The following is an 18,095-nucleotide window of genomic DNA, read 5'->3' as shown; positions in this document are numbered from 1 at the left end:
CCCCAAGGGTCGGATGGCGGCGTTTTTCGTGGCTTCACTTGATGTTCAGGGCGAGAAGGGCATAAATCGGGCCAATGCCTGTTCCCCTTCCCCATCAAGGCTTTGCATGATGACGCGGTGGCTGCGCCTTGCCGCGCTCCTGCTGGGGTCGCTGATGCTGATGGCGCGGCCGGCACTGGCCCAGAGCATCCTGCGCGATGCTGAGACCGAAGCCTTCATGGCGGACATGTCGGGCGATCTGGTGAAGGCGGCGGGCATGCAGCCGCGCAATGTCCAGGTGATGGTGATCAACGATCCGGAGATCAACGCCTTCGTCGCCGGCGGCCAATATGTCTGGGTGCATAGCGGGCTGATTGCGCAGGCCGACAATGTGAACCAGTTGCAGGGCGTGGTCGCGCATGAACTGGGCCATATCGAGGGCGGCCATGTGATCCGCACCGACGGCATCAAGGAAGCGACCAGCATCACATTGCTGAGCCTGGTGCTGGGTGCAGCGGCGATCGCGGCGGGCGGCGCAGAGGCCGGCATGGGCATCATGGGCCTGGGCCAGCAGGTCGGCATGTCCAAATATCTGGCTTTCTCGCGCGCGCAGGAAAGCTCCGCCGACCTTGCCGGCGCGCGCTATCTGAGCGGCGCGCATCTGAGCGGCAAGGGCAGCCTGGAATTCTTCAAGAAGCTGCAGAATCAGGAATATCGCCTCGCGATTCCGCAGGACAACAGCTATGGCCGCACCCACCCGCTGTCGGGCGAGCGCATCAATGTGCTGCGCGAGGTCTATACGGTCGATCCGGCCTGGGACAATCCACCCAATCCGCAGCTGGAAGCGCGGTTCGAGCGGATCAAGGCGAAGCTGATCGGCTTCGTGTCGGAACCGCAGCAGACGCTGCTCAAATATCCCGAGAGCGACCGGTCGATCCCGGCCCATTATGCGCGCGCCTATGCCTGGCATAAAAGCGCCTATCCCGAGAAGGCGCTGAGCGAAGCGGACGCGCTGCTGACAGCGGCGCCGCATGATCCCTATTTCCTGGAGCTGAAGGGCCAGATCCTGCTGGAGAGCGGGCGACCGGGCGAGGCGATCCCACCGCTGCGCGAGGCCGTCGCCAAGACGCAGCAGCCGCTGATCGCAGTGCTGCTGGGCCATGCCCTGATCGCGACCGAGGATGAGAAAAATTACGCCGAGGCCGAAACCGTGCTGCGCAATGCGATCGCGCGGGACCGCGAAAATCCCTTCGCCTGGTATCAACTGGGCGTCGTCTACGAGCATCGCGGCGACACGCCGCGCGCCGCGCTGGCCAGTGCCGAGCGCTTTTCGATGATCGGGCAGGACAGTATGGCGCTGCGCAGTGCGGACGCGGCGATGCAGGGTTTGAAGCCCGGAACGGTTGACTATCTGCGGGCGCAGGATATCGCGATGGTCTCGCGGGCTGCCGTCGAGCAGAAGCGGAAGAGAAGATGACAGATCAGACCCGGCCCAGCTTTCGTGCGGCCCTATCCAACAGGAAAATGCAGATGACCCTGGGCGCCCTCGCCTTGATCGCTGGCGCCGCCGGCACCGCCCTTGCCGTGCAGGCGCCCGGCAGCGTCTCCACCGGCGACAAGGCCGCGATCGAAAAGATCGTCCACGACTATATCCTGGAGCATCCCGAGATCATCCCGCAGGCGATCGAGAAGCTGCAGGCCAAGCGGATGGAAGGCACGATCGATGCGAATCGCCAGACGATCGAGACGCCCTATGCCGGGGCATGGGAAGGCGCCGCCAATGCCGATGTCACCGTGGTCGAGTTTTTCGACTATGCCTGCGGCTATTGTCGCGCCTCGCTGCCTGACCTTGCCAAGCTGGTCGGCGCCGATGCCAAGGTGAAGATCGTCTATCGCGAACTGCCGATCCTGTCGGAGGAAAGCTCCGACGCGGCCAAGGTGTCGCTGCTGGCAGCCGAGCGCAATCGCTACATGGCCTATCACAAGGCGCTCTATGGCGCTGGCAAGGTGACTCGCGAATCGATCATCGGCGCCGCCACCCAGGCCGGCATCACCAAGGCCGATGCCGAAGCGGCGATGGCGTCGAGCAAATATGATGCCGAGCTGCAGTCGAACATCGCCCTCGCCCAGAAGCTGCAGGCGAGCGGCACCCCGACCTTCGTCATCGGCAATCAGGTGCTGAACGGTGCGGTCGGCTATGATTCGCTCAAGGACGCCGTGACGAGCGCCCGCGGGAAGTAAGCCCGAGAGCGGTTCGGGCGGGACAAGCAGGAGTTTGCGGGGAAGCGCGGCGCAGCGCCATTGACTTCCCCGCCCCATTTCCCTATCGGACGGCCCCTGACTTGCGGCCGCCCCGTGTGGCGGCCCTTTTTTGTCATACCTGATTCTCTAGTTTGTTTGAGGAATGAACGATGAAGCGCACTTTTCAGCCGAGCAATCTGGTTCGGAAGCGCCGTCACGGTTTTCGCGCTCGCATGGCGACCCCCGGTGGCCGCAACATCATGCGCGCCCGTCGTGCCCGCGGCCGCAAGAGCCTGAGCGCCTGAGCGACCTGACGCCGCCGGCCGCGCCTGCCATCATGGGCAAGCGCGCGGATTTCCTGGCGGCGAATCGGGGCCGACGCGCGCCCATGCCGGGATTCGTCCTGCTGGTGCGTGAGCGCGGCGACGGCGATCCGGCGATGCGTATCGGCATCACGGTGACCAAGAAGATAGGCGGCGCTGTCATCCGCAATCGGATGAAGCGCCGTTTTCGCGTCCTGGCACGCGAACTGCTGCCTGTGCATGGTGTGGCTGGTGCCGACCATGTGCTGATCGGCCGTGCCGAAGGCGTGGAGCGCGACTTCGCGCTGCTGCGCGGCGAACTGGAAAAGGCGCTGGGCAAGATATTGACCCGCCCCGAAGGCCAGGGCCGCCCGCCCCGCCGCAAGGGCGATTCCCGACCCGCGCCCCCAGCCGCGAAGACCGGCCAGCCGGCATGATTGCCCGGCTGCTGATCCTGATCGCGCGCGCCTGGCAGCTGGGCCCGTCCCGCATTCTCCCCCCCACCTGTCGCTATGCCCCCTCCTGTTCGGAATATGCGATCCAGGCGGTCGGCAAATATGGTGCGATCAAGGGTAGCTGGCTGGGGTTCAAGCGGCTAATGCGTTGCCACCCATGGGGTGGTTCGGGCTATGACCCGGTCCCCTGAGACATTGACGAGTATAGACGGCGGAGCCGAATAGCGTGGACGACAAGAAGAATATCATTCTGGCGGTGCTGCTGACCGCCGCGATCCTGTTCGGCTGGCCCTATATCTCCGAACATTTCTTCCCGGCGGCCAATTCGCCCGCGACGAAGATCGAGGGCGGCAAGACCACCCCGCTGACCCCGGCGGGCGAGGCGCCGGCGCAGGATGCATCGACCGCGATCCGCGATCGCGCCCTGGTGCTTAAGGAAACGCCGCGCGTCGCCATCCGCACGCCCAAGATCATAGGCTCGATCAACCTGAAGGGCGCGCGCATCGATGATATCGTGCTGCCGACCTACAAGGAAACGATCGCCAAGGATTCGCCGGCGATCCGCCTCTATAGCCCGAGCGGCACCAAGGACGCCTATTTCGCCGGCTTCGGCTGGCAGGGCGAGGGCATCAAGACCCCCGATGCCAGCACCGTCTGGACCGCCAGCGGCACCGAACTGACCCCCACCAGCCCGGTTACGCTGAGCTGGAACAATGGCGCGGGCCAGAATTTCGAGATCCGCTATTCGATCGACGAAAATTACATGATTTCCGCCGCGCAGAAGGTGTCGAACAGCGGCACCGGCGCGATCGCGGTCAAATCCTATGGCTATGTCAGCCGCGCGGCTCCGTCGGCCGATCCCGACACCTGGACCATCCATGTCGGCCCGATGGGCGTGTTCAACGGCGCGGCCAATTATGACGTGAACTACAAGGATCTGGAAAAGGGTCCGGCCAGCCAGAGCTTCCAGTCGACCGGCGGCTGGATCGGCTTCACCGACAAATATTGGCTGTCGGCGCTCATCCCCGACCAGAAGGACGCCTTCACCGGCCAGATGCGCAAGGGTGCTGGCACCCAGTTCCAGACCGACATCGCACTGGCTCCGGTCATGCTGCCCCCCGGCAAGGCGATGACCCAGACCAACCGCCTCTTCGTGGGCGCCAAGGAAGTGAAGACGCTGCAGGCCTATGAGCGCGCCGGCGTGCCGCTGTTCGACCGCGCGATCGACTGGGGCTGGTTCTACTGGTTCGAGCAGCCGATCTTCGCGCTGCTGCACTGGCTGTTCGAGACGCTCGGCAATTTCGGCGTCGCCATCATCTGCCTGACCTTCTGCGTCCGCGCCCTGATGTTCCCGGTCGCCCAGCGCCAGTTCGCCAGCATGGCGGCGATGCGCGCGGTGCAGCCCAAGATGAAGGCGCTGCAGGAGAAATATAAGGACGACAAGCAGCAGCTGCAGCAGAAGATGATGGAGCTGTACAAGCAGGAGAAGGTCAATCCGCTGGCCGGCTGCCTGCCCATCTTCATCCAGATCCCGATCTTCTTCGCGCTGTACAAGGTGCTGCAGCTGACGATCGAAATGCGCCACCAGCCCTTCGTGCTGTGGATCAAGGATCTGTCCGCGCCCGACCCGCTGCATATCCTGAACCTGTTCGGCTTGCTGCCATTTACCCCGCCCTCCTTCCTGGCGATCGGTGTGCTGGCGCTGCTGCTGGGCATTTCAATGTGGCTGCAGTTCAAGCTGAACCCGGCCCAGATGGACCCGATGCAGCAGCAGGTGTTCGCGATCATGCCGTGGATGATGATGTTCATCATGGCGCCGTTCGCCGCCGGCCTGCTGGTCTACTGGATCACCAACAACTGCCTGTCGATGGCGCAGCAATGGTGGCTGTACAAGCGCCACCCCGTGCTGAACACCGCGACGGCCACCAAGTAAGGAAAAGGAAATCCTCCCCGAAAGGGGGGGATTTTTTCGATATGACAGAAGACGACAACACCGCCCTGATCGAGGAAGCCCGCAAGCTCTTTTCCGGGCCGATCAGCTTCCTCAGATCCGCGCCGACGCTCGACTATCTGCCCGACATGGCGGTGAACGAGGTCGCCTTTGCCGGCCGTTCCAATGTCGGCAAATCGTCGCTGCTGAACGCGCTGACCAATCGCAATGGCCTGGCCCGCACGTCGAACACGCCGGGCCGCACGCAGGAACTCAACTTCTTCGACGTTGGCGATCCGCTGCGCTTCCGCCTGGTCGACATGCCGGGCTATGGCTATGCCAAGGCGCCCAAGGACCTGGTCAAGAAATGGCGGTTCCTGGTGAACGACTATCTGCGCGGTCGCGCGGCGCTCAAGCGGGCGCTGGTGCTGATCGACAGCCGCCATGGCATCAAGGATGTCGACACCGACATGCTGGACATGCTGGACGGCGCGGCGGTCAGCTATCGCATCGTCCTGACCAAGAGCGACAAGATCAAGGCGAGCGAACTGGTCGCCGTGACGCAGCGCACCGCCGATGCGATCCGCAAGCGGCCGGCCGCGCATCCCGAGATCATCGCCACGTCGAGCGAAAAGGGCATGGGCATCCCCGAACTGCGCGCCGCCGTGCTCGAATCCGTAAGCCAGGGATAAGCCGATGGCCGACGACGATTATGTCTATGACGAGGCGAGCGGCGAATGGATCAGCGCGGCCGATGCCGCCGCCAGGGCCGACGCCGGCGATGCTGTGGAAGTCCGCGATTCGGTCGGCAATCTGCTGGCCGATGGCGACCAGGTGACCCTGATCAAGGATCTGGTGGTCAAGGGCGCCGGCCAGACGCTGAAACGCGGCACGCTGATCAAGTCGATCCGCCTGACCGGCGACGCGCAGGAAATCGACTGCCGCTATGACGGCATCAAGGGGCTGGTGCTGCGCGCGGAATTCGTGCGCAAGCGCTGAGCGCCATCAGAACAGGCTATATTGGCCGCTGCCGCGCAGCGGCCATCGCCCCAGCAGCTCATGATGGGTGCGGCCGACATGGCTGCATAGCAGCACGAAATCCTCCACCCGCCAGTGAAAGCCGCTGATCCGCTGGGTGGCCGGGGTACCGTCGCGATAATAGAGCGTCTGGTGCGGGTTGAAGCTCCAGCCCGGACGGGCGCCCACCCCTGCCCGCTTCATCGCCAACGCCACCTTGCGCTGCAATTCCCGGAGCGGCGGCAGTGCATGCGCCGGCCGCAGCGCGGCCGATCGGCCACCCTCGCTCAACTGATCCAGCGACAGATCGAATGGATCGGCCAGGATGCCGGTGAAGCTGCGGTGCATCGCCTTCACCAGCGCATAGGGATAGTCCGGCCAGTCGCCGGTGATCCCCAGCGTGATATGCTGGTGCGCCGGCAGGATGCGCTGGGCATCGGGCGCCAGCGTCTCGGCGAAATGGTCGATCTGCCGCGTGATGCGGGTCGGCGGCTTCAGCGCCACGATCAGGCGATAGAGCGACGGCGTGCGGGCAAGCATGGCGAACATCCTCCGAATCGGATTTATGTTCACTATATGTTCTCTTCATCCTCCTGACGAATCCGACGCATCCGAATCCGCTCTGTCAGCGTTGAACCGGGCAGAAGAGGAGAGCGACCATGGCCCAGCAGACCATCGCCATTCTGGCAGACAAGATGCAGCAGATCGATTTCGCGATGCTGTCGACCCATACCGAAGACGGCCAGATCGGCGCCCGGCCGATGAGCAACAATCAGGACGTCGCCTATGGCGGCGACAGCTATTATTTCACGACCGAAGACACGCTGATGGTGAAGGATATCGAGCGCGATCCGCGGGTCGGCCTGTCCTTCCATGGCAAGGGCGGCCTGCTGGGGCAGCGCCCCCTGTTTATCGCGGTCGAGGGCCGCGCCGATCTGATCCGCGATCGCAGCGCCTTTGAAGCGCATTGGAATCCGGATCTGGAGCGCTGGTTCGCGCAAGGCGCCGATACGCCCGGCCTGGTGATGATCAAGGTTCATGCCGAACGCGCCCATTATTGGGACGGCGAGGATGAAGGCGAACTGGAGCTGTAGCCGTTACCGCGCGCGCCATCGCCCGTACCGTCCTGGCGCTTGCCTATGCGATTGCGGGCGCCGCGCATCTGATGCGGCCGGTCGGTTTCGTGGCGATCACGCCGCATTGGGTGCCGGAGCCGCAGATCGTCGTCGCGCTGACCGGTATCGCCGAACTGGCCGGTTCCGTCGGGCTGATGTTGCCGGCCACGCGCCGCGCCGCCGCGATAGGCCTCGCTCTCTATGCGCTGTGCGTCTGGCCGGCCAATTTCAACCATGCCCTGCATGACATCCCGCTGGGCGGCGTGCATCTGAACTGGTGGTATCATGGCCCCCGATTGGCGCTGCAGCCGGTAATCATCTGGTGGGCGCTATGGGCCGGCGCGGTGATCGACTGGCCATTCCGCCGACGATAGCGATCAGGCCTTCGCCAGCAGGTCCGCGATCAGGGCGATCTCGTCGGCGCTGTTGTAGATATGGGGGGAGAAGCGGATAGTCGGCTTGCCGTCCGCCTTGGACGGGGCGACCACCACCCTGCCCTGGGTCCACAGATAGTCGCGGATCGCCAGCACATCCTTGCCGGCGAAGGTCGGGGTGATGACCGGGCCGGTCAGGCCCTTGGTGGTCGTGCCGACCAGCTTCACGCCGGGCAGGCGCAGCACCATGTCGCGCATCTGGTCGCCGATCGCGAAGGCGCGGCGCTCTACCTCGGCCTCGCCGATGGCGTCGAGTGCATCGAGCGTCGCATCGATCGCGATCAGCTTGGGATCGTCGCGCTGGCCGAGAATTTCATATTTCTGCGCAGTATCGAGATTCTTCTCGTCGGTCAGCCAATAGCCATGGCTGAGCATGATCGGCTGGAGCTGTGCCTGGCCTTCGCGCCGGACATAGAGGACGCCGCCCTCCAGCGGACCCATCATCCATTTATGGGTGCTGCCCGAATAGGAATCGACGCCGAGCGCCGGCAGGTCGAGCCGCAGCCAGCCGAAGGTCTGGGCACCGTCACCATGCAGCCAGATGCCCTTTGGTCGGGTCAGCGCAGCAATCTGCGCCAGCGGGAAGATCATGCCGGTGACGTTCGACATGTGCGACAGGAAGATGGCGCGGGTGCGCGGCGTAATGGCGGCAGCGAACAGATCGACCACCGCCTGGGCAGACGTCGCATAGACCGGCACCGGCAAAATCTTGAGCACCAGCCCCTCGCGCGCGGCGCGCAGCTTCCATGTCTCCAAGGTCGAGGGATGGTTGTGGTCGGTCAGGATCACCTCGTCCCCGGCCTTGAGCGCCAGGCCGCGGACCGCGACCGTGTTCGCCTCGCTGCTGTTGCGGACCAGCGCGATTTCCTGCGCGCTGACGTTCATCCGCTTGCCCAGCCGCGCGCGCAGGGCATCGGCGGTGGCCGGATATCTGGTGCGATATTGGGGTGAGGGATTGGCCTGGAACGCCTGCGTCTCGCGCTCATGCGCGACGATCGCGCTGCGGAAGGCCGGGCCGATATTGGCGGCGTTGAAATAATGGATGTCGGGCGCCAGCAGCAACTGGTCGCGCGCGCTATTGCCCGATGGGGCCGCGCGCGCCGCCAGCGGCAGCGCCGCCCCCACGACGGCAGCCGCCTGCAACAAGCCCCTGCGCGAAACGTCCTTGCTCCGGTCGGTCATGCGATGCCTCCTGCCCTGTTCACCCGATGGACGAACGAACGCGTCCGAATCCCCTAACCCCGACAAGCGCCTAACCCAGACTGGCGGTTGTCTTTCGGGGGGAGCGGCCTAGTGTGGCGCCCAATCCCTATCCCGAACCGTTGAGAGAGCGATGACCCGGCATATTCCATGGATACTGACTGCGCTGGTGGGCGCGGTGTCGCTGGCGGTCGTCGCGGTCTCGCGCGGCGAAACGGTCAATGCGCTGTGGATCGTAGTCGCATCGGTCAGCTGTTTCCTGGTCGCCTATCGTTACTATGCGCTGTTCATCGCGCGCGAGGTGATGCGGCTCGATCCGGCGCGGCCGACCCCGGCGATCCGCCGCGCCGACGGGCTCGACTATGTCGCGACCGATCGCACCGTGCTGTTCGGCCATCATTTCGCCGCGATCGCCGGCGCGGGGCCGCTGGTCGGGCCGGTGCTGGCGGCGCAGATGGGCTATCTGCCCGGCACCTTGTGGATCATCGCGGGCGTCGTGCTGGCCGGCGCGGTGCAGGACTTCATGGTCCTGTTCATCTCCATGCGCCGCGACGGCAAGTCGCTGGGCGAACTCATCCGCATGGAAATGGGCCAGGTGGCGGGCACCATCGCTTTGTTCGGCGCCTTCATGATCATGGTGATCATCCTCGCCGTGCTGGCGCTGATCGTGGTGAAGGCACTAGCGGAGAGTCCCTGGGGCATGTTCACCGTCGCCGCCACCGTGCCGCTGGCCATGGCGATGGGCGCCTATACCCGCTGGATCCGCCCCGGCCGCATCGGCGAAGTGTCGATCCTGGGCCTGATCGGCCTGCTCGCCGCCATCGTCTATGGCCAGGCGATTGCGCAATCGCCGGTCTGGGGGCCGATCTTCACCTTCACGCCGGTGCAGCTCTGCTGGATATTGATCGGCTATGGCGCGGTAGCATCGGTGCTGCCGGTGTGGCTGCTGCTGGCGCCGCGCGATTATCTGTCGACCTTCCTCAAGATCGGGGCGATTGCGGCGCTGGCGATCGGCATCGTCATCATGGCGCCGCCGCTCAAGATGCACGCTGTCACCCAGTTCGCGGCCGGCGGCGGGCCGGTCTGGTCGGGCGGCCTCTTCCCCTTCCTGTTCATCACCATTGCCTGCGGTGCCGTGTCCGGCTTCCACGCGCTGATCGCCAGCGGCACCACGCCCAAGCTGATCGCGACCGAGAGCGACGCGCCGCTGATCGGCTATGGCGCGATGCTGATGGAGGCATTCGTGGCGATCATGGCGCTGGTCGGCGCATCGATCCTGGACCCCGGCATCTATTTCACGATGAACAGCCCGGCCGCCGTGATCGGCACCGATCCTGCCGCCGTGTCCGCCGCCGTCACCGCCATGGGCTTCCCGATCAGCCCGGACCTGATCGTCCAGACGGCCAAGGATGTCGGCGAACATACGATCATCAGCCGCGCGGGCGGCGCGCCGACGCTGGCCGTGGCGATGGCGGAAATCTTCAGCCATGTGTTCGGCGGGCCGGCGATGAAGGCCTTCTGGTATCATTTCGCCATCCTGTTCGAGGCGCTGTTCATCCTGACTGCGGTCGATGCCGGCACCCGCGCCGGCCGCTTCATGCTGCAGGATCTGATTGCGCTCGCCGTGCCGAGCTTCAAGGACAGCAAGAGCCAGCTGCCCGGCTTCATCGCCACGGGCCTGTGCGTCGCGGCCTGGGGCTTCTTCCTCTATCAGGGCGTGACCGATCCGCTGGGCGGGGTGAACACGCTATGGCCGGTGTTCGGCATCTCCAACCAGATGCTGGCGGCAATCGCGCTGATGCTGGGGACCGCCGTGCTGTTCCGGATGAAGCGCGACCGCTTCGCCTGGGTGACGATGGTGCCGGCCGCCTGGCTGCTGATCTGCACGCTGTCGGCGGGCTTCCTGAAGCTGTTCTCGACCGATGCGAAGGTCGGCTTCCTGGCCCATGCCGCCAAATATAGCGCGGCGCTGGACAAGGGCGAGGTTCTGGCGCCGGCCAAGTCGATGGCGGAAATGCGCCAGATCCTGTTCAACGATTATGTCGATGCCGGGCTGGTGGCGATCTTCCTGGCCGTGGTGCTGTCATTGCTGGTCTTCACCATCCGCACCTGCCTGGCCGCACGCGGTTTCACCACGCCGACCGCGCGCGAGATTCCGGCTCAACTGGTCACGAAGCCATGAGCCAATTTCTCCAGACGCTGCGGCGCATGGCGCATCTGATGGTCGGCCAGCCCGACTATGACGCCTATCTGCGCCATATGCGCGACCATCATCCCGGCCATGCGCCGATGGACCGCACCGCCTTTTTCCGGAACCGGCAGGAGGCGCGCTATGGCGGCAAGAATGGCGGAAAATGCTGCTGATCAGCAGCGTTTGATCAGCGGCGGGCGTTGAAGCCGGCGACCATCCCGGCGGTGATCGACAGGGCGATTTCCGCTGCGCCAATCGCGCCGATGTCGAGCCCCGCCGGCCCGTCGATCCGGGCGAGATCGTCCGTGCCGAAACCCTGCGCCGCGAGCCGTTCGAGCCGCGCGGCATGGCTGCGCCGCGATCCCAGCGCCGCGACATAGCCGGTCGGGGCGGCCAGCGCCGCAATCAGCGCGGGATCGTCGATCTTGATGTCATGGCTCAAGGTCACGACGGCGGTGGATTCGCCGGGATGGCGCGCGGCGATCGCCGCGTCGGGCCAGCGATCGTCCAGCTCGATGCCGGGAAAACGCTCCGCCGTCAGGAAGCGGCCGCGCGGGTCGATCACCACCGGCGTGACGTCGATCGCCTGCGCCAGCGCGGCAAGCGACTGGGCGATCTGCACCGCGCCGACGATCAGCAGCCGGCGAGGCGGATCATAGCGGTTGAGAAACTGCCCCTCGACCGCGCCCTCGCGGGTGATGCCTTCGTCCAGATCGGTCGAGAGCGTGAGCGCCCGGCCGCGCGCGCTTTCCGCCGCGATCCGATCGAAAAGGTCGGGGGCGAAGCCACCCTCCCCCACGGGCTGCACCAGCACGCTGATCTCGCCGCCGCAGGGCAGGCCGACCTCCCACGCATCACCATCAGCCACCCCATAGCGCGCGACATGGCCGGGCCGGCCGGCAATCACCTCGGCCGCGCGCTGCAACACATCGGTCTCGACGCAGCCGCCCGATATGCTGCCCTCCAGCCGGCCATCCTGATGCACGATCATGTGGCTGCCGCGCGGGCGCGGCGCCGATCCCCAGGTCGACACGACCGTCGCCAGCGCGATCGGCGCACCGCGCCACTCGATCGCCTTGCGGATCACCGCGCCATTATCGTTCATGATCCAGCCTTCCCCTGTTTTCCTGGACATAGGAAAGGCACGGCGCCTTTCAAAGACGGACCAGGCTTCTCAGACCAGCCGCCTGCCTGTCCAGACGACCCGGCCGACGATCGCCACCATCGCCGGATCGATATCGGTCCAGTCGGGATAATGGGGATTGTCGCTCAATACGCTGAACCGGCCGCGCAATGGCCCCATCGCCACCCGCTTGACCATCAGCACGCCGTCGAGCCGCAGCACATAGACGCCGTCACGCAGGCGATCGGCATCATCCTCATGATCGACCATGATGTCGTCGCCATCGTTGAGCGTGGGCGCCATCGATTCGCCATCGACCCGGATGATCGACACACGCTGCGGCCGCACGCCCAGATGCCGTAGCCATTGCGCGTCGAACGCCATCACGCCGGCCGTGCGCTCATCCTCATCCAGCGAGCCCGCGCCGGCCGAAGCGCCGAGCGACAGGCGTGGCACGGCAACCACCGCAGGCAGGCCGCGCACGCGCGGGATCGGTGCGCCGGCTGGCAGCGGACTGCCCAGCATCGTTTCCGCCACGCCGAAATAGCGCGCCAGGATGCGGCGATCCGCCTCGTCCAGCTTGCGCGGCGTGCCACGCTTGATGAACTGCTGAATATAGGCGGGATTGCGCCCGATCAGCCGCGACAGATCGGCATAATTTTCCCCGCGTTCGACGATCAGCCGATCGAGGGCAGTCCGGGCGTCCTGCGCTTCATCCATGTTGCATCCATAATGATAGGAATTTTCCTAGACAAGTAGGAAAATGAATATGAGATAGGAAATTGCCTATCGATTCGCAGGGGGCGAATCGGCTCGATAAAGGAGAGGTCCGTCCATGCTGCTGCGCACGATCGAGAAATTCCTGCGAGACTATCAGATCGCGCCGACCCGTTTCGGTCGCGACGCCGTGCGCGATCCGCGCCTGGTCTTCGACCTGCGCATGGGGCGCGATCCGGGCGATCGAGTAAAGAGACGCGTAGAACATTTCATGAACGAATATCGCAGGAGCGTGAGCCAATGACAAGCGCCGACATGCTGCGCACGAGCGCGAATCTGGTCCGTAATCGAGCAGAAGAACGGCGCGAGGCCGATCCGCTGGCCCAGTTGCTGGTCCAGTTGATCGCCCGGATCGGCGAGCCGGCGACGGTCGAGCGTGCTGTCAGTCGTCCCTGGGCCAGCGCCCTGTTCGAGGGGCGTCGCCATGCCATCCTGTTGCGGGTGGCGGGCGGCAGCCTGCGCGCGCGCCGGGAGGCACTGGCCAACGAATTGCAGGAAGCGGAATGGACTTTGCCGGGCCATTTCGTCGCCGACATCGTGATCGACGACCTGCGCGGCGATGCGGAGGGCGAATGGATCGAGCTGTCCGCCCTCACCATCCGCGACTGGTAGCCTGGTCGTTTAGCGCGGGCGCCCGGTCATGGTGCGCAGCGTGCCGAGTGCGGCACGCAGCGCATCCTCGACATCCTCCGATACCGCCTCGCGCACCGGCACCGCCGAGGCGATCGGCATGTCGGCGATGACGCGCGGCGCGGTCGCCGGTCGGCCACGCTGGACCAGCGCCCGCTCCAGCCGCTCGGTCAGTTCGGTAATCGACAGGCTGTCGATGCTGCGCGCGCTCGGGACGGGCGATGCCTCCGCCCTCAGAACGAAAGGTGCGGGTTCGGGCGCAGGATCGAACGCCTGGATCGGTTCTTCGATCACCGGTTCCGGGACGAAGGCAGGGGCCTGCTCGACGACCGGCTCTTCGTCAAAGGCGGCACATTCCGCCACTGCCTCTTCTTCCCAAGGCTCGAATATAGCGTCTTCCGGCGGCGCGAACGGCGCGCGGCCGAGCGGGATCGGATTGGTCGACAGGGCCGGCATGGCGTCGAACGGACGCGAGAAGGCGGGCGCGGGCGCGATCGCCATATCCTCGACCGGCGCCTCTTCATGCGGGGTCGGCATGGCAAAGGCGGCCGGCGTCTCCATGCGCACCACCGTCGCCGCCACCGGCTCCACCGGATCGCTATCGACCACCAGACGACGACGCCCCGATTCCGGGCGCGCGAAGATATCGGCGCCGCCAAAATCGCGGCTGGCAAAGATCGGAGGACGGGGCGGCGCATCAGGATGTGCGTCGGCGCGGCGCTGCGCGGGTGCAGCCTCTTCGGCAGCGGGCACATTGCGTCCGCGGGCAAGCGCGGTCAGCTTGGCAAATGCGAAACCCATTTTTCTTGCTCCTTGGGCGTCTGGATGACGCCTTCCGCTTATTCTCAAGCGCCTGTGCGGCGCATCCGATCCATTTCGCCGCACCGCGGCCACAATTCCTACACTCATCAGCGCGGCAAAACCGGCCAGCAGCAATCTTGCCTTCATGCCCAGCGGCGGACCGGCCGCCGGGATCGTCTCGCTCAGACCGCTCGACGCGACCAGCATTTCCATCCAGCCGACCGGCAGGGTCAGCACCACCAGGGCACCGCAGCCTGCCGCGGCCAATGCCATGATGGCCAGTCTCCGCATGGACGGTGTGAACTTCGGCATCGCCGCCGTTCCTCAGGCCGCCTTTGCGGTCGAGTCGCGTCCCAGAAGTCGCTGGTAAACAGGCTCATAACGCAAAATGTTTGACGACCAGTTACGCTCCCTCTCGACGAAATCGCGCGCCACGATGCGGCGTTCATCCCAGAAGCCGCGATCCGCGAACATGCCTGCCAGCGCCTGCGCGATCGCGGCCGGGTCGTCCGGCGCGAACAGGGTGCCGGTCACGCCATCCTCGATCAGTTCGCGATGGCCGCCGACGCTCGACGCAGCAACGAGTCGGCCCTGCGCCATCGCCTCCAGCGGCTTCAATGGCGTCACCAGATCGGTAAGGCGCATCGCCTTGCGCGGATAGGCGAGGACATCGACCTGGGCATAATAATGTTCGACCTGGTCGTGTGGCACCCGGCCGACAAAGACGATATGGTCGGTGAAGGGCGAGGCCAGCGCCTGATCGCGCAGCGCCTGTTCCATCGGCCCGCCGCCGACCAGCAGCAGCTTCGCCCTGGGCCGCGCCCGCACGAGTCGCGGCATGGCGGCAATCAGATCGTCCAGCCCTTCATAATCATAGAAGCTGCCGATGAAGCCGACGACATCCGCCCCTTCGAGCCCCAGCTTCGCGGTCAGAGCCGGATCACGCGGCACCGGCGCGCCGAACTGATCAAGATCGACGCCATTGGGCGAGACGGTGATCTTGGCCGAGTCGATTCCGCGCGCAACCAGATCGGACCGCAGCCCTTCGCAGATGACGGCAACCGCATCGGCGGCACGGACCGCATGGGTTTCAAGCTGGCGGGTCAGCCAGTAGCGCGGGCTGCCTTCGGTCCCGGTGCCGTTGCCGACCGCCGCATCCTCCCAGAAGGCACGAATCTCGTAGATCAGCGGAATCCCGTGCCGGCGCGCGACTCGCTGCGCGGCCATGGCGTTGAGCACCGGCGAATGGGCATGGATGATGTCCGGCCGCCACTGGCGCACCAGCGACTCGATCGCATCGGCATGGGCGGAAATGTCGCGCCATTCGCGCAGCAGCGCATTGCCGCCGGCCGCTTCGCCCGGCGTGCGGTGGAAATGCAGGCCGTCGACCAGTTCCTCCTGCGGTCCCGCAGAGACATGGCGCCGGCCGGTCAGCCCGCGCACGTCCCAGCCCTTTGCCAGTTGCGCGCGCAGGATCGCCCGCGTGCGGAACGTATAGCCGCTGTGCATCGGCAGGCTGTGATCGAGAACGTGAAGGATACGAGTCATAGCGGTAACTTTTTGCCGAAAAAGGTTTAACGCCCCGTCAACTCTGTCACGCTAGGGATTTTACGGGGCAAGAGTCCAGAACCGGCAGATCAAAACACGCAATGATTGATACCCTATCCCTGCTGATCAGCCATGGCGTCATCCTGCTGGCCGCCTGGCGGCTGCTGTCGCGCCCGGACCTGGATCGCGACATCGACACCCCGCCGGCATCGCCGGACGGAGACGCCGCCGATGCGTGACCTGTTCTTCATCGCCTTCCTGGGCGCCTTCTTCCTGATGGGATTCAAGCGGCCGTTCCTTCTGGTCATCATCTACGCCTATATCGACATCGTTTCGCCCCAGCGGCTCTGCTATTATCTGCTCAATTCGATCCCGATCTCGCTGATCGCCTTCGTCTGTGCGGTCGGTGCCTGGATAGTGGTCGACGACAAGAAGGATTGCCGTTTTTCCGCGCGGCAGGTGCTGCTGCTCGTCCTGCTGGCCTGGTGCGGTTATACGACCGCCACCGCCGATTTCCCGATCAACGCCGCGACCAAATGGGCCTGGGTGTGGAAGGCGATCGTCTTTGCCGTGTTCCTGCCGCTGGTGCTGCGCACGCGGCTGCGGATCGAGGCGCTGGCGCTGTTCATGGTGCTGTGCGCGAGCACGATCATCATCAATGGCGGCATGAAGACCGCGCTGTCGGGCGGCGGCTATGGCGTGCTCAATCTGATGGTCGACAATAATAGCGGCCTGTATGAGGGTAGCATCATTTCCTGCGTGGCGATCGCGCTGATCCCGATCATCCTGTGGCTCACTCAGCATGGCACCATCTTTCCGCCCGACTGGAAGGTGAAGGCCTTTGCCTATGCCTTGTGCCTGGCCTGCATGCTGATGCCGGTCGGCACGGAGGCACGCACGGGCCTGGTCTGCCTGGTGATCCTGGCCGGCATGATGCTGATGCGGTCGAAGCGCAAGTTCGTCTATGGCCCGCTGCTGGCCTTTGCCGCGCTGGCCGCCATCCCCTTCCTGCCCGCCAGCTTCACCAAGCGGATGCAGACAATCGAAAATCATCAGGGCGACGAAAGCGCGTCCACCCGCGTCGCGGTGTGGATGTGGACGCTCGACTATGTGAAGACCCATCCGGGCGGCGGCGGCTTCGACAATTATCTCCAGAACAGCTTCACCTATTTCGCCCAGAGCGAGGTCGGCGATGGCGACGAGAAGCGGATCGAGCGCCGCCTGGTCACCGACAAGGGCCGTGCCTATCACAGTGCCTATTTCGAGATGCTGGGCGAGCAGGGCTATTTCGGCTTCTTCCTGTGGGCGCTGCTGCACCTGAGTTGCTTCATCCGCACCGAATCGATCCGGCGCATGTATCGCAAGCGCGACGGACCGGATGAGGCCTGGATCGCGCCCTTCGCCGTGGCGCTGCAGCAGGGCCATGTCGTCTACATGATCGGGTCGCTGTTCGTGGGCATCGCCTATCAGCCTTTCATCTTCATGATGCTCTCGCTCCAGATCGGCCTCGACACTTATTTGACCCGCAAGCGCAAGGACGCCGGACGCGTGCCGTTCTTCGAACAGCCTGGCGCACAGGCGGGAGTGACGGCATGACCATGGAATTGCGGATTTTGGGCTGGCTTCAGGGACTGATGCTGGGATTGATCCTGGCTGCCCCGCTGCTGTCCCCCGCCTATATGCCATGGGGCGTGCAGATGCTGTTTGCCCTGTCCGCCTTCCAGTTGCGGCAGGCCGACCGGCGCTGGGCATTGCGGCCGGGCATGACCGGCTGGATCAGCCATATCCGCATGGCGCCGTCGCGGATGCTGCCCTGGGCGGCGAGTGCCGTCGTCGCCTTCATCGCGGACGGTGCGGGCGCGGCGGCCCCCGGCGCGATCCTGCTGGCGGCGCTGACCTGCGAATTGCTGCTCTATCCGCTGCTCACCCGCCTGATCGGCGGCTGGCAGTGGCGCCGTGCCGCGCTGGCGATGATCGGGCTGATTGCCGCCTGCGCCATCGTGCCGGCCGGCGCGATGCAGAATATCGCCATGTTCGCGCTGGGCGTCACGGGCTGCCTGTTCTGGCTGCGCGGCCCCGACGGCGACCTGCGGGCGACGCTCGCGGCCTTTGGCGGCGGGTTCTCGGCGATCATCCTCGCCTTTGCCATGCCCGCCACCATGATGCTGGCCTTCCCGCTGGCGGTCATCAGCCTGATCGTCGGCTGCGCCCAGGCGACGACGGTGCGCCGCCAATTGCTGCCCTGGACCGGCCATTATGGCGCGGGCACCGGCTGGCTGCAGCGGCTGCGATCGCGCCCGTCCTGACAGCGCCGGGCAGGCTGCACGCGGAACGAAGCCGATCATCACGGGT

General features: G+C 65.3%; 23 protein-coding genes. 17 read left to right on the top strand and 6 right to left on the bottom strand.

The features are described 5' to 3' along the window. The first annotated feature begins 109 nt into the window (after positions 1 to 109). The 8 genes from DIZ22_RS20750 (at position 110) to DIZ22_RS20715 (ending at position 5,906) form a co-directional block, all read left to right on the top strand. Positions 110 to 1,456 carry a M48 family metalloprotease gene (locus DIZ22_RS20750; RefSeq protein ID WP_048936449.1) on the top strand — a complete coding sequence of 449 codons (1,347 nt, stop codon included), beginning with the start codon at positions 110 to 112 and terminating at the stop codon, positions 1,454 to 1,456. After that, a complete protein-coding gene (locus DIZ22_RS20745; protein ID WP_170978344.1) occupies positions 1,453 to 2,220 on the top strand; it encodes a DsbA family protein in 768 nt (255 codons plus the stop codon). Before DIZ22_RS20750 ends, DIZ22_RS20745 begins: the two co-directional genes overlap by 4 nt. Positions 2,221 to 2,390: 170 nt before the next feature. Continuing rightward, a complete protein-coding gene (gene rpmH / locus DIZ22_RS20740) occupies positions 2,391 to 2,525 on the top strand; it encodes a 50S ribosomal protein L34 (RefSeq protein WP_004210039.1) in 135 nt (44 codons plus the stop codon). A 32-nt stretch (positions 2,526 to 2,557) separates the two neighbouring features. Beyond that, complete coding sequence (gene rnpA / locus DIZ22_RS20735) at positions 2,558 to 2,959, top strand: ribonuclease P protein component (protein WP_037518557.1); 402 nt, start codon at positions 2,558 to 2,560, stop codon at positions 2,957 to 2,959. Then, on the top strand, positions 2,956 to 3,168 hold the full coding sequence (gene yidD / locus DIZ22_RS20730) for a membrane protein insertion efficiency factor YidD (RefSeq protein WP_004210035.1): 213 nt from the start codon (positions 2,956 to 2,958) through the stop codon (positions 3,166 to 3,168). Before rnpA ends, yidD begins: the two co-directional genes overlap by 4 nt. Positions 3,169 to 3,203: 35 nt before the next feature. Next, entirely contained in the window at positions 3,204 to 4,910 is a 1,707-nt protein-coding gene (gene yidC / locus DIZ22_RS20725) for a membrane protein insertase YidC (protein ID WP_048936307.1), read from the top strand. 41 nt (positions 4,911 to 4,951) lie between these two features. Then, positions 4,952 to 5,599, top strand: coding sequence for a ribosome biogenesis GTP-binding protein YihA/YsxC (yihA, locus tag DIZ22_RS20720; RefSeq protein WP_048936306.1), 648 nt, complete (start codon positions 4,952 to 4,954; stop codon positions 5,597 to 5,599). Between the two features lie 4 nt (positions 5,600 to 5,603). Further along, a complete protein-coding gene (locus DIZ22_RS20715; protein WP_037507361.1) occupies positions 5,604 to 5,906 on the top strand; it encodes an alkylphosphonate utilization protein in 303 nt (100 codons plus the stop codon). Positions 5,907 to 5,912: 6 nt separating this feature from the next. On the opposite strand, the gene DIZ22_RS20710 is transcribed toward DIZ22_RS20715, so the two are convergent. After that, positions 5,913 to 6,464 carry a 2'-5' RNA ligase family protein gene (locus DIZ22_RS20710; protein WP_048936448.1) on the bottom strand — a complete coding sequence of 184 codons (552 nt, stop codon included), beginning with the start codon at positions 6,462 to 6,464 and terminating at the stop codon, positions 5,913 to 5,915. 119 nt (positions 6,465 to 6,583) lie between these two features. Here DIZ22_RS20710 and DIZ22_RS20705 point away from each other — a divergent pair, with 119 nt between their 5' ends. Next, complete coding sequence (locus DIZ22_RS20705) at positions 6,584 to 7,018, top strand: pyridoxamine 5'-phosphate oxidase family protein (protein ID WP_122928705.1); 435 nt, start codon at positions 6,584 to 6,586, stop codon at positions 7,016 to 7,018. A 17-nt stretch (positions 7,019 to 7,035) separates the two neighbouring features. Next, positions 7,036 to 7,413, top strand: a complete 378-nt coding sequence (locus tag DIZ22_RS20700; RefSeq protein WP_080993508.1) for a DoxX family protein — start codon at positions 7,036 to 7,038, stop codon at positions 7,411 to 7,413. Positions 7,414 to 7,416: 3 nt separating this feature from the next. Here DIZ22_RS20700 and DIZ22_RS20695 read toward each other — a convergent pair whose 3' ends face one another. Then, positions 7,417 to 8,655 carry an aminotransferase class V-fold PLP-dependent enzyme gene (locus DIZ22_RS20695; RefSeq protein ID WP_048936303.1) on the bottom strand — a complete coding sequence of 413 codons (1,239 nt, stop codon included), beginning with the start codon at positions 8,653 to 8,655 and terminating at the stop codon, positions 7,417 to 7,419. A 151-nt stretch (positions 8,656 to 8,806) separates the two neighbouring features. Here DIZ22_RS20695 and DIZ22_RS20690 point away from each other — a divergent pair, with 151 nt between their 5' ends. Further along, positions 8,807 to 10,855, top strand: a complete 2,049-nt coding sequence (locus DIZ22_RS20690; protein WP_048936302.1) for a carbon starvation CstA family protein — start codon at positions 8,807 to 8,809, stop codon at positions 10,853 to 10,855. Further along, positions 10,852 to 11,037, top strand: coding sequence for a YbdD/YjiX family protein (locus tag DIZ22_RS20685; protein WP_010336890.1), 186 nt, complete (start codon positions 10,852 to 10,854; stop codon positions 11,035 to 11,037). The genes DIZ22_RS20690 and DIZ22_RS20685 overlap by 4 nt, the downstream gene beginning before the upstream one ends. A gap of 14 nt (positions 11,038 to 11,051) precedes the next feature. Here DIZ22_RS20685 and DIZ22_RS20680 read toward each other — a convergent pair whose 3' ends face one another. Next, complete coding sequence (locus DIZ22_RS20680; protein ID WP_122928703.1) at positions 11,052 to 11,969, bottom strand: XdhC family protein; 918 nt, start codon at positions 11,967 to 11,969, stop codon at positions 11,052 to 11,054. Positions 11,970 to 12,038: 69 nt separating this feature from the next. Next, positions 12,039 to 12,707 (bottom strand): S24 family peptidase, encoded by a 669-nt coding sequence (locus DIZ22_RS20675; RefSeq protein ID WP_048936300.1) that lies wholly within the window; start codon positions 12,705 to 12,707, stop codon positions 12,039 to 12,041. 115 nt (positions 12,708 to 12,822) lie between these two features. Between DIZ22_RS20675 and DIZ22_RS20670 the strand changes: the two genes are divergently transcribed. Together DIZ22_RS20670 and DIZ22_RS20665 are read left to right on the top strand one after the other, a co-directional pair. Next, a complete protein-coding gene (locus tag DIZ22_RS20670; RefSeq protein ID WP_004210013.1) occupies positions 12,823 to 13,008 on the top strand; it encodes a hypothetical protein in 186 nt (61 codons plus the stop codon). Then, on the top strand, positions 13,005 to 13,376 hold the full coding sequence (locus DIZ22_RS20665) for a hypothetical protein (protein ID WP_048936299.1): 372 nt from the start codon (positions 13,005 to 13,007) through the stop codon (positions 13,374 to 13,376). The genes DIZ22_RS20670 and DIZ22_RS20665 overlap by 4 nt, the downstream gene beginning before the upstream one ends. Positions 13,377 to 13,385: 9 nt before the next feature. On the opposite strand, the gene DIZ22_RS20660 is transcribed toward DIZ22_RS20665, so the two are convergent. Together DIZ22_RS20660 and DIZ22_RS20655 are read right to left on the bottom strand one after the other, a co-directional pair. Further along, entirely contained in the window at positions 13,386 to 14,195 is an 810-nt protein-coding gene (locus tag DIZ22_RS20660) for a hypothetical protein (RefSeq protein WP_240626785.1), read from the bottom strand. 324 nt (positions 14,196 to 14,519) lie between these two features. Next, positions 14,520 to 15,743, bottom strand: coding sequence for a TIGR04063 family PEP-CTERM/XrtA system glycosyltransferase (locus tag DIZ22_RS20655; protein WP_048936297.1), 1,224 nt, complete (start codon positions 15,741 to 15,743; stop codon positions 14,520 to 14,522). Positions 15,744 to 15,844: 101 nt separating this feature from the next. Here DIZ22_RS20655 and DIZ22_RS22025 point away from each other — a divergent pair, with 101 nt between their 5' ends. Genes DIZ22_RS22025 through DIZ22_RS20645 form a run of 3 tightly spaced genes read left to right on the top strand, consistent with a single transcriptional unit; the run spans position 15,845 to position 18,049 of the window. Next, positions 15,845 to 15,982: a hypothetical protein gene (locus DIZ22_RS22025; protein ID WP_004210005.1), complete on the top strand. Its 138-nt coding sequence runs from the start codon at positions 15,845 to 15,847 to the stop codon at positions 15,980 to 15,982. Then, positions 15,975 to 17,339 (top strand): putative O-glycosylation ligase, exosortase A system-associated, encoded by a 1,365-nt coding sequence (locus DIZ22_RS20650; protein ID WP_010336883.1) that lies wholly within the window; start codon positions 15,975 to 15,977, stop codon positions 17,337 to 17,339. The genes DIZ22_RS22025 and DIZ22_RS20650 overlap by 8 nt, the downstream gene beginning before the upstream one ends. Further along, entirely contained in the window at positions 17,336 to 18,049 is a 714-nt protein-coding gene (locus DIZ22_RS20645) for a hypothetical protein (protein WP_048936296.1), read from the top strand. Before DIZ22_RS20650 ends, DIZ22_RS20645 begins: the two co-directional genes overlap by 4 nt. Positions 18,050 to 18,095: the final 46 nt, after the last annotated feature.

The organism is Sphingobium sp. LF-16 (assembly GCF_003711185.1).
GTDB classification, from domain to species: Bacteria; Pseudomonadota; Alphaproteobacteria; order Sphingomonadales; family Sphingomonadaceae; genus Sphingobium; species Sphingobium yanoikuyae_A.
This window is presented reverse-complemented; position numbering and strand designations above follow the sequence as displayed.